The organism is Halomonas sp. JB37 (assembly GCF_002332255.1).
Classification (GTDB): Bacteria; Pseudomonadota; Gammaproteobacteria; order Pseudomonadales; family Halomonadaceae; genus Vreelandella; species Vreelandella casei.
The window spans coordinates 1,707,657-1,720,749 of sequence record NZ_NRGW01000001.1; the positions used below are offsets into that span (position 1 = coordinate 1,707,657).

Annotated in this window: 13 protein-coding genes; 6 read left to right on the forward strand and 7 right to left on the reverse strand. The window is 52.1% G+C overall.

Going from position 1 to position 13,093, the window contains the following annotated elements; genetic code table 11:
- Window positions 1-29: 29 nt before the first annotated feature.
- The 3 genes from CIK78_RS07895 to CIK78_RS07905 are packed head-to-tail and all read right to left on the reverse strand — an operon-like array spanning window position 30 to window position 4,497.
- Window positions 30-2,888: an EAL domain-containing protein gene (locus CIK78_RS07895; protein ID WP_255249096.1), complete on the reverse strand. Its 2,859-nt coding sequence runs from the start codon at window positions 2,886-2,888 to the stop codon at window positions 30-32.
- A gap of 30 nt (window positions 2,889-2,918) precedes the next feature.
- A complete protein-coding gene (locus CIK78_RS07900; RefSeq protein WP_217990278.1) occupies window positions 2,919-4,142 on the reverse strand; it encodes a hypothetical protein in 1,224 nt (407 codons plus the stop codon).
- Window positions 4,111-4,497 (reverse strand): hypothetical protein, encoded by a 387-nt coding sequence (locus tag CIK78_RS07905; RefSeq protein ID WP_225734470.1) that lies wholly within the window; start codon window positions 4,495-4,497, stop codon window positions 4,111-4,113. The genes CIK78_RS07900 and CIK78_RS07905 overlap by 32 nt, the downstream gene beginning before the upstream one ends.
- 553 nt (window positions 4,498-5,050) lie before the next feature.
- Here CIK78_RS07905 and CIK78_RS07910 point away from each other — a divergent pair.
- A complete protein-coding gene (locus CIK78_RS07910; protein ID WP_096278852.1) occupies window positions 5,051-5,944 on the forward strand; it encodes a dihydrodipicolinate synthase family protein in 894 nt (297 codons plus the stop codon).
- Window positions 5,945-6,001: 57 nt separating this feature from the next.
- Here the strand turns inward: CIK78_RS07910 and CIK78_RS07915 are convergent, their stop codons facing one another.
- Window positions 6,002-6,937 (reverse strand): glycerophosphodiester phosphodiesterase family protein, encoded by a 936-nt coding sequence (locus CIK78_RS07915; protein WP_096278854.1) that lies wholly within the window; start codon window positions 6,935-6,937, stop codon window positions 6,002-6,004.
- 500 nt (window positions 6,938-7,437) lie between these two features.
- On the opposite strand from CIK78_RS07915, the gene CIK78_RS18070 reads away from it, so the two are divergent.
- Window positions 7,438-7,653, forward strand: a complete 216-nt coding sequence (locus tag CIK78_RS18070) for a PQQ-dependent sugar dehydrogenase (protein ID WP_255249122.1) — start codon at window positions 7,438-7,440, stop codon at window positions 7,651-7,653.
- Between the two features lie 108 nt (window positions 7,654-7,761).
- Here CIK78_RS18070 and CIK78_RS07925 read toward each other — a convergent pair whose 3' ends face one another.
- Window positions 7,762-8,142: a hypothetical protein gene (locus tag CIK78_RS07925; RefSeq protein WP_096278856.1), complete on the reverse strand. Its 381-nt coding sequence runs from the start codon at window positions 8,140-8,142 to the stop codon at window positions 7,762-7,764.
- A gap of 23 nt (window positions 8,143-8,165) precedes the next feature.
- Window positions 8,166-9,083: a LysR family transcriptional regulator gene (locus CIK78_RS07930; protein WP_096278858.1), complete on the reverse strand. Its 918-nt coding sequence runs from the start codon at window positions 9,081-9,083 to the stop codon at window positions 8,166-8,168.
- A gap of 160 nt (window positions 9,084-9,243) precedes the next feature.
- Here CIK78_RS07930 and trpB point away from each other — a divergent pair, with 160 nt between their 5' ends.
- Together trpB and trpA are read left to right on the forward strand one after the other, a co-directional pair.
- Window positions 9,244-10,461, forward strand: a complete 1,218-nt coding sequence (trpB, locus tag CIK78_RS07935; protein WP_096278860.1) for a tryptophan synthase subunit beta — start codon at window positions 9,244-9,246, stop codon at window positions 10,459-10,461.
- The gene (gene trpA, locus CIK78_RS07940) at window positions 10,458-11,333 is read left to right on the forward strand and encodes a tryptophan synthase subunit alpha (RefSeq protein ID WP_096278862.1); all 876 of its coding nucleotides are present in this window, start codon (window positions 10,458-10,460) and stop codon (window positions 11,331-11,333) included. Before trpB ends, trpA begins: the two co-directional genes overlap by 4 nt.
- Here the strand turns inward: trpA and CIK78_RS07945 are convergent.
- The gene (locus CIK78_RS07945) at window positions 11,330-12,064 is read right to left on the reverse strand and encodes an SDR family oxidoreductase (RefSeq protein WP_096278864.1); all 735 of its coding nucleotides are present in this window, start codon (window positions 12,062-12,064) and stop codon (window positions 11,330-11,332) included. The two genes, trpA and CIK78_RS07945, sit on opposite strands and share 4 nt — an antisense overlap.
- A gap of 242 nt (window positions 12,065-12,306) precedes the next feature.
- Here CIK78_RS07945 and CIK78_RS07950 point away from each other — a divergent pair, with 242 nt between their 5' ends.
- Both CIK78_RS07950 and CIK78_RS07955 read left to right on the forward strand, forming a co-directional pair.
- On the forward strand, window positions 12,307-12,543 hold the full coding sequence (locus CIK78_RS07950; protein WP_096278866.1) for a hypothetical protein: 237 nt from the start codon (window positions 12,307-12,309) through the stop codon (window positions 12,541-12,543).
- A 175-nt stretch (window positions 12,544-12,718) separates the two neighbouring features.
- The gene (locus tag CIK78_RS07955) at window positions 12,719-13,078 is read left to right on the forward strand and encodes a VOC family protein (protein ID WP_096278869.1); all 360 of its coding nucleotides are present in this window, start codon (window positions 12,719-12,721) and stop codon (window positions 13,076-13,078) included.
- The last annotated feature ends 15 nt before the right edge of the window (window positions 13,079-13,093 follow it).

The following is a 13,093-nucleotide window of genomic DNA, read 5'->3' on the forward strand; positions in this document are numbered from 1 at the left end:
TATTAATATAAATTAAGAAAAGCGCTGGTCTAATTTAAATATTTATCTGATGGTGGCAAGTCAGAGAAAGCATTGCCAATGGCGACTGGCTGACCAAGATAGAATCCCTGACCATAAGTGATGCCATAGGATTTTAATAACGGTAACAAAGCTTCTTGATCGACGAATTCAGCGATAGTTTGCTTTCCAAAACCTTTGGCTATGTCAGCAATAGCACGCACAATCACGCGGCTATCGGGGTTGGTCAGCAAGCTGTGAATAAAAGAGCCATCAATCTTGATGTAATCAATGGGCAACTGCCCTAAATAATGGAGGCTGCTGAAGCCGATGCCAAAGTCATCTAGCGCGATGCGACACCCCAGCTCACGTACGGATTGTAAAACGCCACGTGCCGTCGAGAAGTCGGTCACAGCCACTGTTTCAGTTACTTCCAAAATAAGATGATGAGGGTCTGCGCCGCTAGCCGCCAGCTCGTCTGAAAGATACTGCTTTAGTTCCTCGTCGTGTAGTGACTGGCCTGAAAGGTTAACCGCCAAGGTAATGCCGCGCTTCTGCAGTTGACTAAGGGCCTTCAAGCTTTGACGTAATACCCAGCGGTCAATGAGTACGATTTGACCGCTTTGTTCGGCAACGGGAATAAAATGTGCTGGTGAAATTAGACTGCCGTCGATATCACGCATACGTAGCAACACCTCATGGTGTTTCACGTCGCTATCTTCCAAGCGCATAATCGGCTGTACCATCAGCTCGAAGCTGTTTTCTTCAAGCGCGTTGCGTATGCGCTCAACCCAGTAGACCCGCTCCTTGAGCTCGTCTTTGGCATTCTCCGCTTGGGAAAGTAAGTGCCAATGCTGAAGGCCATTTTCCTTGGCTTTGTACATCGCGACATCTGCACTGGCCATCATGTCCGCGGGCGTATGGCCATGCATTGGGAAGAGGGCAATGCCGATACTGGCGGTAACACGATGACGCCGTTCTCCTGCGGTGAAACCGAGATTTTCAAGCAGTTGCACGATATATTGCGCGATCTTGACGCTTTGTTCTGCGTTGGTATCTTCTAGCAGCAGAGCAAACTCATCACCACCTAAGCGGGCAACAACGCCATGTCGACCAAGGTTATGAAAGAGAGTCTTGGCCACTTTGCGTAGCAGCTGGTCGCCCACATGGTGCCCACTAAGCTCGTTAATTTCTTTAAATTGATCTAAGTCCAACAGCAGCACAGCACCGTTAGCGTGCATAGTGCGTTCCATGGCAGCTTGCAGCGAATTTTGGAAATAACGACGATTATACAGCTCGGTGAGAGGATCTCGTTCGGCCAGCCAAGTTAAACGCGCCTCGGCAGCCTTGCGCTTCGTTATATCAAGCCCCACCGATATTCTTGACGGTTGCTCGTTGCTGCCAGCCTGCAATGGAGCGTGATACCACGCGATGGTATGCAGGCTCTGATCTGGCGTTAGCAGCGTTTTTTCATCCTGCTGGGAAACGTTTGGCGTGTGGAACAGTTTTGAACTGCCATTCTCAAAGATGTCGCCAAAATTGCGTCCAAGTAAGGACGATTCATCGAGTCCTAAAATCTCTTGAGAATATTCATTAACCAAGCTGATACGGCCCGTACTGTCCTGAGCAACGATAAATACCTGGGCCGTATTTAACAGGCTATTAACGAAGTCACGTTCCTTAGCTAGCTCTTCAATACGCTCGGCTAATTGTTCGCCGCGTTCCTGGACTTGCGTCTCTAGCATTTCGAGTTGATGGGAAAGTGCCAGTGTTGTGCTTTCTAGCACGTCAATTTCGTCAGGAAGACGCCGCTGTCTTTCGGGAATGGCGGAACGTATATCGCTGAACTTGCCTCGTGCCAGTGTCGGCAGAAGCCCTGCCACTCGACGTAGCCGAGCCATGGGGCCAAGGAGTATGAATAACAGCAACAACTCCGCTAAGATCCAGCCAATCACGCCGACGAACAGCAGTGTGCGCGTATCCTGATTGATAGTATCAATTTGTTCGGTAATATCAGATATCAATAAGAAGTAGCTGCTATGAATAAGGTCGGCGTCTTCTTCCATGTCTACGGCACTTAATTCTAAACTCCTACCCTCATTTTCAAAAATGGCCGGCGCTTCTAAAAGGCTAGGTAACGACAAAGTCTGTGCGGCCTGTTGTAAGAGTGCCAAGCTATATTCTTGACGCGTTAGCGCTGTGATACGACCATTCCAGCGTTCTAAATAGCGTTCATCGGCAATATCGCGCTGATCATCCGCCCCTGTGACGACCAGTGCCACTTCACTACCTGAAACCTCGTTGGCCTCCCTGGTCACATCGGCTAATGATCGGGTTAATACGAGCATGCCGACGCTTTCACCCTCGACTAATACAGGCACCGCAGCAAACTGCTGACAACTGGTTGAGCACCGCAATGTGGTGAGCGGTATCTCGGTATTGATCACACGCCTAACCCAACTCAATATGGGCAACTGGCTTTCGCTTGCCCCCATTCCCCAGCTGCCTAGAACTTGACCGTGGGTGTCCATCACCAGAACTTCATCAATGCCCGCTTCAAGTTGTAGCGCGGGCCATTGCGAATTTAATGCTTGCCCGACCGTTTCTGAATCCCCCGCTTGCAGTGGAGGCCCCAGGCTTGAAGAGGCCGCCGTTAACCCCGCTAATTGGCGAAGATTTTCTGATGAGTGCTGTAGGGCTAAACGAATTTCACGCTGTTGGCGTTCATGGTGTTGGTCTCGGCTCTCCTTAAACTGGCGAGTTAAATTGTCGTGGCCTAGGACGGTAAACAACGTCACTAGTGCCAGAAGCAGTAAGCTGCTTAGCGTAATGACACGCCAAGTTAGACTGAATCGATGAGATTTGTGAATAGGAACAGTGGTTTTGATCACATTCAGCTTCCTAACCTAGTGAGCATGACGTCAGAAACGAAGCGATAGTTGGAATAAGAGCATATTCCAACGACGGCTAGTCTGTGATGAGTCAGGGTTATCTCGGATAGGTAGCCAGCCAGTGCCATCGACATGGTGGTACTCGCCTGCCAGCATTATTCTTGGATGCGGGGTCCACTGAAGGCCAAACGTCAGGTCATCTGCAAATTGGGTGTGGGCTGGAATGGCACCACCGGTGCTTTCTTCAAACGACCGCCCTCTACGATCATCGCGATTATTGGTCAAGCTGTCATACCGAGCTAACCATTGCCAGTTACTGGCAAACCGACGCGTGTATTGGATATACCAGCTTTCTCCAATGACATCATTAACCCAGGGGTTTTCTACCCCGCCAAGTTTGGTTGGTCTAAGCGCGAACTCGCCGGTCAAACTCCAAAGCTCTTCGTTATATTGCAGGGACAAAACTACGGGACGAAATCGAAAAGCAACATCTGGTTGTTGAGGAGTGCCTGATTCAAAGCGCGCTTTTGCCTGTGCAGCACTCAACGCTGCAACAATACGGCCGCCGTCATGCTCATAACGAATCTGCCCAATAGCAGACTGTTTAGCGTCCAAACTACCTGGCACATTTTCTAGTCGCAGGGCGCTTTGTAAATCGTCACCCGCTTGAGCCTGGCCAATCCCTACTTGAGTACGTATCACGCCAGCAGATAATCGTGCCTCGTGATAAAGGCTTACCCCATCACCTGAAAGCCCAAGCGATCGCGTACGATCAAAATAAATAGATTGAGGCAGTAATATGCTTGGGCGAGTAAAGGCTACGTCGCGTGTCTGATTATAAAACCCTAACGGGTTTTTAAAACGCCCTATTTGAACACCCAGCGTGTGTTTTTGGTCGGAGATTAGCTGGTAATCAATGAGACCGTAATCGAGCACGGGGCTTGCATCGCCACTATCGCCACCTGCTCGTCGGCTGAGTACCTGGGCAGCCATCAGCACATTTTGATGCGGGCGTAATGATGCATTCAGGCCTACTTCAGTAAATTCCAGGCTGCCTTCATTATGGCTACTAGGGCCAAAGAAGTTGTTATCGTCAGTCACGATCAGCGCTTGGCTAAGAAAACCATGCACCTGGAAAGTATCCAGAATGTCCTCGTTGCTCTGGCTTGGAACGGGAAATACCAAGGCCAGTGCAGCGACTAGTGCCGCGATTGTGCGGTACTCATTCCATCGAAATGACTTGGACACTATCATCCAGATACTCCCTTTCAAGATAGCCAATGGCGCCGGGCGTCGTCGCAACGCGCTCGCGCATCTCCTCCTGATCGCGCACTAAGTTAGGGGCCTGCCCGGTGCCTGAAAACACCATTCTGTCCCAGGCCAGCTGTAGTTGATGTGGGTAAACGGCCAAATGTTCTTTAGCAAAGCGGGCATGCACAGAATCGTTATTATTCAACACAAAGACTCGGGCTGCTTGCCCGCTTGGCCATGTGCGTTGACGCATAGCGAAAATAGCGCGGGCGGTATCAGTATTGAGTCCGCGAGTAGCAACATCTGGGTGTGCAACCAGAAAAATAGGTGCTTCCCGCGCCATGGCAGTAGTGCTCATAAACGTGATGCACACCATTAAAACAGTGGTAATCACTGTTAATAACGCTATCCGCGCGATGAAGCGAGTCAAGAAAGATGATGGCATTGGTATACTGGCGGCTTGAGAAACGCCAGGATCATGCACCATACAGGTTCTGACTGCACTTTATATGAGTATGATTGTATGGCGATCTCCCTTTTTAGCTTTTTTTAAATATCGTTTTTTATGTCGCGCGCTTAGGGTATAACGAAATGATAAGCCTCAGAAAAACACCGCTGTGTCGTTGTTACGGAATATACGCAAACACTACATCAATTCAAGAAAAATAACAGGAAGTTATGTCAATGATAGACGATCAGGCATGGTGGAGGCTGTGGGGTTGACTCAACGGATAGCCAAAGCTCATTCACGCACATAACCGATTGAAATTTTTTAGAATTACACCTGTAGGCACTGCTCTGACCCGCTATTGCATTTTGCCTGCGGCAGTATCTACCTAAAATGCTTTTAGTTAGCGGTTAGCTGTCTATGTGACACTGCAATAAAGCCCCTCTAAATAGGACGATCCACCATGTTCACCGGCCTAAGTGCGTTTCCGCTAACCCCTATGAATGAAAAGGGTATCAAAGAGCGTGAGCTAATATGTTTAGTGGAGCACTTAGCCAACGCTGGGGTGGACTCCATTGGCGTGCTGGGATCGACCGGCAGCTACGTTTATTTAAGCCAAGAAGAGCGAGCGCGTGTGGCCCAGCTTAGCGTGGAAAGCGCAGCCAGTGTGCCTGTTGTGGTGGGTATTGGTGCACTACGTACCCGCGATGTGTTGGCCAATGCAGAAAACGCCCAGAAAGCAGGTGCCAGCGGGGTGCTGCTAGCTCCTGTTTCCTACCAAAAGCTTACCGATAATGAGGTGTTTGATCTTTATGAAACGGTTTGCCGTTCGCTGAGTGTGCCGCTTTGCGTTTATGACAACCCTGGCACTACCCATTTTGAATTTAGCGATGAACTGCATGGCCGTATTGCTCAGCTATCGCAGGTACATTCAATAAAAATTCCGCCCGTTGCGGATGAGGTAGAAGTAGCTCGCGCCCGCGTCGAGCGGCTGCGTAAGTTGATTCCTGACGGTGTCACCATAGGCATCAGCGGCGATGCGGTGGCAGGAGTAGGATTACGGGCAGGCTGTGATGCCTGGTACTCCGTTTTTGGCGGGCTGTTTCCCCGACAGGCGCTGGCCATTACAGGTGCCGCTCAAAAAGGGGACATGCAGCTTATTCAAACGCTTTCGGAAGCTCTTGAACCGCTATGGGCACTTTACCGCGACTATGGAGGCAGTTTGCGAGTGGCGGCGACCATTGCTGAAATAACCGGCAAAGCGAGCCAGCCCTGTTTGCCGCAGCCACTTAAAACGCTGCAAGGCGACGATCGGAAAAGAGTGGAGCACGTGTTGGAGCAGCTTGGCTTAGCATAAACCTGCGTAACAAAAACGCCCGGTCAATACCGGGCGTCATGACAACGAATGGAACGCTTAGTCCACAAGCTCAAGCAGGCGATCAGGATAGTTAGTGAACAGACCGTTCACGCCCATTTCCATTAAGCGCTCCATCTCATCGGTTTCATTGATGGTATAGACGTGCACCTGTAGATCGTTTTCATTGGCTTGACGAATAAAGTCAGCGTCAATGACTTGCTCACCTTCGTAAATGAAGTTAGTGCCAATACCCGCTGCGTAATCCGCGATATTCTGGAAATCTTCATCAGTGATTTCTTGTGGCCCCGGCGTTACGCCGGTCCATTCCACAAGGCGCGAATTATCGTCGTCGCTGGGGTAGTACCACACCAGTTGAATGAGCGGCACGTTCTCGTTTAATGCGTGTACTTTCAGCAAGCTATCTTGCTCGAAAGACTGTATCAACACGCGACCACTTTCAATCATGTCGTGCTCTTCGAGCGTGGCGACCAAGGCTTCTTCTAAGCCCGGATTCAACTGAGGCGACTTGGTTTCCAGGTAGTAGCGGGCATCGTGGCCAAAGCGTTCAAACACCTCATCAAGCGTGAGTATTTGAGTGCCTTCAAACGCTTCATCGGCTTGATCTGGATAGGCTTCGTTAAACCATGAGCCGGTGTCCAATGCCTTAAGTTCTGCCAGGGTGTGCTCGTTAATACCGCCTTCGCCGTTGCTGGCGCGGCTGATATCGTCATCGTGAAAGGCCACCAGCTCGCCATCGGATGTGATTTGGACATCGAGTTCTAAATAATCAACACCCCATCCGTGGGCGAGTTCCAGCGCCGCCATGCTGCTCTCCGGTACATGTCCGCTGGCGCCACGGTGAGCAATCACTTGAAACGATTCCAGCTCTTTAAGCTGCTGCTCCAGTGGCGCCATTTCTGCCAGTGCAGTTGTTGCCGCCGTACCCGCAAAAAGGGCCAGAGACATAGCGGCTACTAGTGGGTGACGTTGCATGGAAGCTCCTTAATTGAATGTTTGTTCAATAACTTTACAAGGGGGCCGCGATGAAAACCATGTGAGGGCAGTGCTATGCATGGTACTGAAAGTCGAACAAAGGGCTCTTTGGGTTCAATGATTAAAGTCCGTTTACGCACAAAGAACCGCTAGGCTTTATAGTCGCTACGCGTATTTAAAACCTAGCGCCGAGACGCAGTAATGATCACAACACCAGGATGGTTATCGACGAGCATCAGTTTTCTAATAGCACTGCTGGTAGGTGTATTACTGGGCAGCGTAGTCCAAACCCAGATCAACCTTGCCGCGCTTCAGGGCATGGGAGTACAGATACCTGCAATGCTTGACACCACCGTTAATGATTTACTCACCTTTGCCCCCCTCTACGCGCTGTTGTTCTCCGTAGGCTTTATATTTTCTCAAACAGCAGCAGTGCGGCTCTCACGCTGGTTAGGCGGCAGGTTCCAGGCGTACCCAGGCACCGTGTCACCTTGTCACCGGTGCTGGCGTGGACGGCTTCTATTGCCCCGTCCGGTATGGCGCTTTACACCGGCGAGCTGTTTCCCGAGTGGCAAGGTGATCTGTTAGTCGGTGCTCTTGTTAATCAAGAAGTACGCCGGGTGCGCCTATCTGATGACGGCTCACATGCGGACGATATAGAAGGCCTTTTTGGCGAACGGGAAGAACGCATTGGAGATGTGCGCGTTTGGCCCTGAAGGCGCAATTTATCTACTGACCGACAGCCCGGAAGGCCTGTTGTTACGCGTCACGCCAGTGGAGTAGAAGGCCGGCCAGCCGTCAGTTTCTAAGCGCTATGGTGTCTCTTATAACGTTGAATTACTGCGTCCAGAGGCATCAATCACCGCATAATGTACGCCTTGCTGTTGTTCGGTTGAGAGGTTCTGGTATGAACAGCTAAATAGTCGCCGTGCGTACTGCTCAAAAAGGTCGGCAATGCTCGGCGGTGTGCTTTTAATTTGCTTAGCCGTCGCCAATCCCGCCACGCTTGTTAAGTTTCTATACTTAGCCATAAGCTGGTTGCGCATTGCATAGCAGTGCTCAGCCGCTTCAAGAGAGTTGATTCGACCTACTGAAAGGTCCACTTTAGCGGCTGAGGAAACACGCTGAATATCGGCTATATAACATGCTCGGGTATGAGCATCGTTAATAGCTGCAACATTGGTATGGCGTTTTGCCTTAATCATCGTTGTCTCCAGGTGCTTGATCATTATGGCGTTACCATCTCAAGCTCTCGCTTAAGCCATGTCGCAAGTGATTCGCTGTGGCGATGGTGGATGTTGTGAGCATTGGTTGGCACAGGTAGCCATAGGCAGAGCCTGGCGGGAGTTTCGATACCTCCCCAGGGTGCCACAAGCCTGCCACTCCTCAAGTCATCCTCCACCAATAGCCGCGGCGCAATAGCAATACCCAATCCAGCCACTGCTGCTTCCATTAAGTAGTAAAGATGATCAAATCCTTGGCCTTTGCTTAGCGCCTGCTCAAGTTGCGCCAGCTCAAGCCCATGAGCGTTGGCCCATTGTGGCCAGGCTTGGGGTCGAGAAGCGGTGTACAGCAGCTTGGTTGAGAAGAGCGTCTCGGGCCGTTTTGCATCAAGCAGGGCTGCTAACTCTGGGCTTGCCACGGCGCAGATATGTTCCGCCATGAGTTCGATAATCTGAATATCTGCGGGCCAAGGCGGTGTGGAAAACGCCAGCGTGGCACTGGCGTTTGCCTGCTTGCCAGGCTGCTCGGTTTCACTCACAACCACTTGCAGCTTCAACTGAGGGAGTGCTTCGTGAAGCCGATCCAAGCGGGGTATAAGCCACCGCGCCAGCAAGCTGCCTGGGCAGGCGAGTGTGAAGGGCTGTTGTTCCACTTCATTCTTGAGCGCCGCACAACTATCGCGAAGGCGAGAAAATGCTTCACCAACGCCGCTTTGTAGCCGCTCGCCATGCTGAGTAAGCACAATGCCACGGCCTGCTTTGACGAAAAGCGAGACGCCAAAATGTTCATCTAAGCTTTTTAACTGGCGACTAACGGCGCCGTGGGTAACGCTTAGTTCCTCAGCAGCGGCCGTCACACTACCCAGCCGGGCCGTGGCTTCAAAGGCGCGCAGGGCGCTAAGCGGTGGCATGCTATGTTGCATGGTATGTCCTGCTGACAGTTGACCTGAGATCACGTATTGCTGATATCTTATCGATTTTTATCTCCCCCTGCCTGCGTTACTTTCACTGCACTGTTTTTACTGAACGGTTTTCACTGAACTGTTTTTACTGAACTGTTTGATAACGCATTCAGAGGTCGTGATGAATCAACCTGTAGACGTATCCAAGAGCCTGCCCGATGCCAACGGCCTGTTTGGCAGCTTCGGCGGCCGTTTTGTCGCCGAAACACTAATGCCGCTGATTTTAGAGCTGCAAGATGAATATTCCACCGCTAAAAAGGACCCTGAATTCCAGCGCCAGCTGGCCTATTTTCAGAGCGATTATGTAGGGCGGCCAAGCCCGCTCTACTTCGCTGAGCGGCTGACCGAGCACTTCGGCGGCGCCAGCATTTATCTTAAGCGTGAAGAGCTTAACCATACCGGCGCGCACAAGATCAACAACTGCATCGGTCAGGTGCTGCTTGCCAAGCAGATGGGCAAAAAACGCATTATTGCCGAAACCGGCGCTGGCATGCATGGCGTGGCCACGGCCACGGTGGCGGCGCGTTTTGGCCTTTCATGCGTGATTTACATGGGCACCACCGATATCGAACGCCAGCAGCCTAACGTTTTCCGCATGAAGCTATTGGGGGCCGAGGTCATCCCGGTAACTTCTGGCACCGGCACGTTAAAAGACGCCATGAACGAGGCACTGCGCGACTGGGTCACCAACGTTGACGATACCTTCTACATTATTGGTACCGTCGCTGGGCCCCATCCGTACCCTGCCATGGTGCGCGACTTCCAAGCCGTGATTGGCCACGAAACCCGCACGCAAATGCTCGAGAAGCAGGGGCGTCTACCCGATTCGCTGGTGGCCTGTATTGGCGGTGGTTCAAACGCGATGGGACTGTTTCACCCGTTCCTTGATGACCCTGGCGTAAAGATGATTGGTGTAGAAGCCGGTGGCAAGGGCGTTAAGAGCGGCCTGCATGCGGCTAGCCTCAACGGCGGCACTCCCGGCGTGCTTCACGGCAACCGTACCTATCTGCTGCAAAACGAAGATGGCCAGATTAGCGATGCCCACTCGATTTCCGCCGGGTTGGACTACCCCGGCATCGGGCCAGAGCACGCCTGGCTGCACGAGCAGGGGCGCGTAGAGTACGTTTCTGCCACCGATGATGAAGCGCTGGAAGCTTTTCAAGTGTGCTGCCGCCAAGAGGGCATCATTCCCGCCCTGGAAACCGCCCACGCCTTAGCAGAAGTGGCCAAGCGCGCTCCCACGCTGCCCCGTGACCACTTAATGGTGGTGAATTTAAGCGGCCGTGGCGACAAAGACATGATGAGCGTGGCCCACTATCTAGGAGATAAGTTCAAATGAGCGCAGCACAGAACAACGCGATGAGTGACACCACGCACAAGGTTTCACGTCTTGAAGGCTGCTTCGCTAAGCTCAAGCAAGCCAACCGTCCCGCGCTGGTGAGCTATCTTACAGCCGGTGATCCAGACGCCGACACCTCGCGCCGCCTGCTACACGGTTTGCCAGCCGCTGGGGTGGATGTAATCGAACTGGGGATGCCGTTCAGCGACCCCATGGCCGATGGCCCCGCGATTCAAAAAGCCGCGCTGCGTGCCCTGAATAACGGCCAAACCCAAGTCAAAACACTGGAAATGGTGCGCCGCTTTCGGGAAGAAAACAGCACCACACCGATTGTATTGATGGGCTACTACAACCCTATTTATTGCTACGGCGTTGAGCGCTTTCTTGCCGATGCCGTGCGCGCCGGGGTGGATGGCCTGATTGTGGTTGACCTGCCCCCAGAGCATGACGACGAGCTCTGCCAGCCAGCGGCAAAGCACGGCATTGATTTTATCCGCCTCGCTACGCCGACCACGGATGCTAAGCGGCTGCCCAACGTACTGGCCAATGCCTCCGGGTTTATTTACTACGTCTCGGTGGCGGGCGTGACCGGCGGCAGTGCACCCACGCCGGAGCGTTTAGAGCGCGCCGTTGCCGATCTGCGCGAACACACTGAGCTTCCTATTGCCGTTGGCTTCGGCATTCGCACGCCAGCGCAGGCCGCCGCCATTGGCCGCTACAGCGATGCGGTGGTGGTGGGCTCCGCGCTGGTCGACTGTATCGAACACGCTAATACGCCCGACGAAGCTGTTCAGCGGGTTCACGACCTAGTGAGTGAACTGGCCGCAAGCACCAGGGCGTGCCGGATGGTCAATGAGCTGCTGAGTGATTAAACGATGCCGCCATTAGCGCGCAGCGTTTGACCGTTGACCCAGCCACCCTCAGGAGAGGCAAGGAACGCCACCACATGGGCGATATCGTCAGGCGTGGCGAGGCGCTCAAGTGGTGGCATCTTGGACATACGCTCAATCAATTCGTCAGATTTTCCATCCAGGAATAAAGAGGTGGCGGTGGGGCCGGGGGCAACCGCATTAACGGTAATTGAACGGCCACGCAGCTCTTTGGCGAGAATCGCGGTCAATGTTTCGACAGCCGCTTTGGTCGCAGCGTAAATACCGTAAGTTTCAAGCTTTAAGCCCACCACGCTGGTCGAAAGGTTGATGATTCGCCCACTGTCTCTCAGGCGGTTAGCTGCTTCTCGCATGGTGTTGATCGAGCCTTTCAGGTTGGTATCGATCTGCTTATCAATCCAGCTATCGTCCGTCTGTGCCAACGGCGCAAGCTTCATGATACCGGCATTGTTCACCAGTACGTCGATATGGCCGAAATCAGCCTCTATGCGTTCAAACATCTGGCGTACCGCTTCGGAATCTGCAATGTCTGCTTGCAGCGCTAGTGCTTTGCCTCCCGTGGACTCGATATCATTCACCACACTTTCTGCTGCAGCGGTATTACCGGCATAGTTAACGATGACCGCGAAGCCATCTTGAGCCAGGCGTGTTGAAATGGCGGCACCAATGCCACGAGAGCCACCTGTTACCAGCGCTACTTTTGGGTCAGCCATTATTTTTCTCCATCTTTATTTAAGTAAAAATTAGTGCCTCGTGGATGACGCGCGGATAAGCACAGAAAGCTTGGTATGGCATGCGGTCATGCTAAATTAGTCGTCATTGCTCGCTGATAGATTAATAATAGAACGCCCATTAAAAGGATTCGGGCATTCGAATAAGATTAGCCAGGATTTAAATAGCCGATTTATCTCTAGCGGCTTAAGAGTCTGGTTTTCTAGTAGCGAGGTACAAACAAGTGGCTTTTTCAGATTTAGAAAGAGATGCTCTTTTGAGCGTGAAGGGTGTTGGCCCCACCGTCATTAAACGTTTTGAAGAGATTGGTATCGATTCATTCAGTGATCTTGCCGTCCACCGTGCCGACGAGATAGCCGAAATGGTTGCAGCCATGCTGCAAACAACTTGCTGGAAAAATAGCCCACAAGCAAAGTCAGCTATTGCCGCCGCCATTGCAAGAGCGCAGCAAGGGTTATAAGTCCAGCCATGTGAGGAGTGATTTCTGATTTACAGCGAGTCGCCTTGTCGGTGATAACTGAATGCTTTGTTGATGAATTGATCACATGCTTGCATGTGAGGCGTGTCGACATGAAGCCCCGAGGTGCCATTAATATCATTGCACCCTGAAGAATGACAAATCAAAGGAGCAGGCGATGAATCAGCATGAAAAGCTCAACTATGTCGAGTTCGCTGCGAAAGACTTGGCCGCGACAAAAGCTTTTTTCTCAGCGGCATTTGGTTGGACGTTTGTCGATTACGGCCCTGAGTACACCGCGTTTTCCAACCAAGGGCTCGATGGCGGTTTCTATCAAGCGCAGGCCTGTAACCAAACCTCAAGCGGCGGTGCACTGCTGGTTTTCTATAGCACGGATATTGACGCAACGCTCAACAACGTTGAGAAGAGCGGCGGTGAGATCACGCGGCCTGTTTTCGAGTTTCCCGGCGGCTGCCGTTTTCACTTTCAGGAACCCAGTGGCAACGAGTTTGCGGTTTGGTCAGAGGCACGCAACTAGCGCATAGCTAAAAGT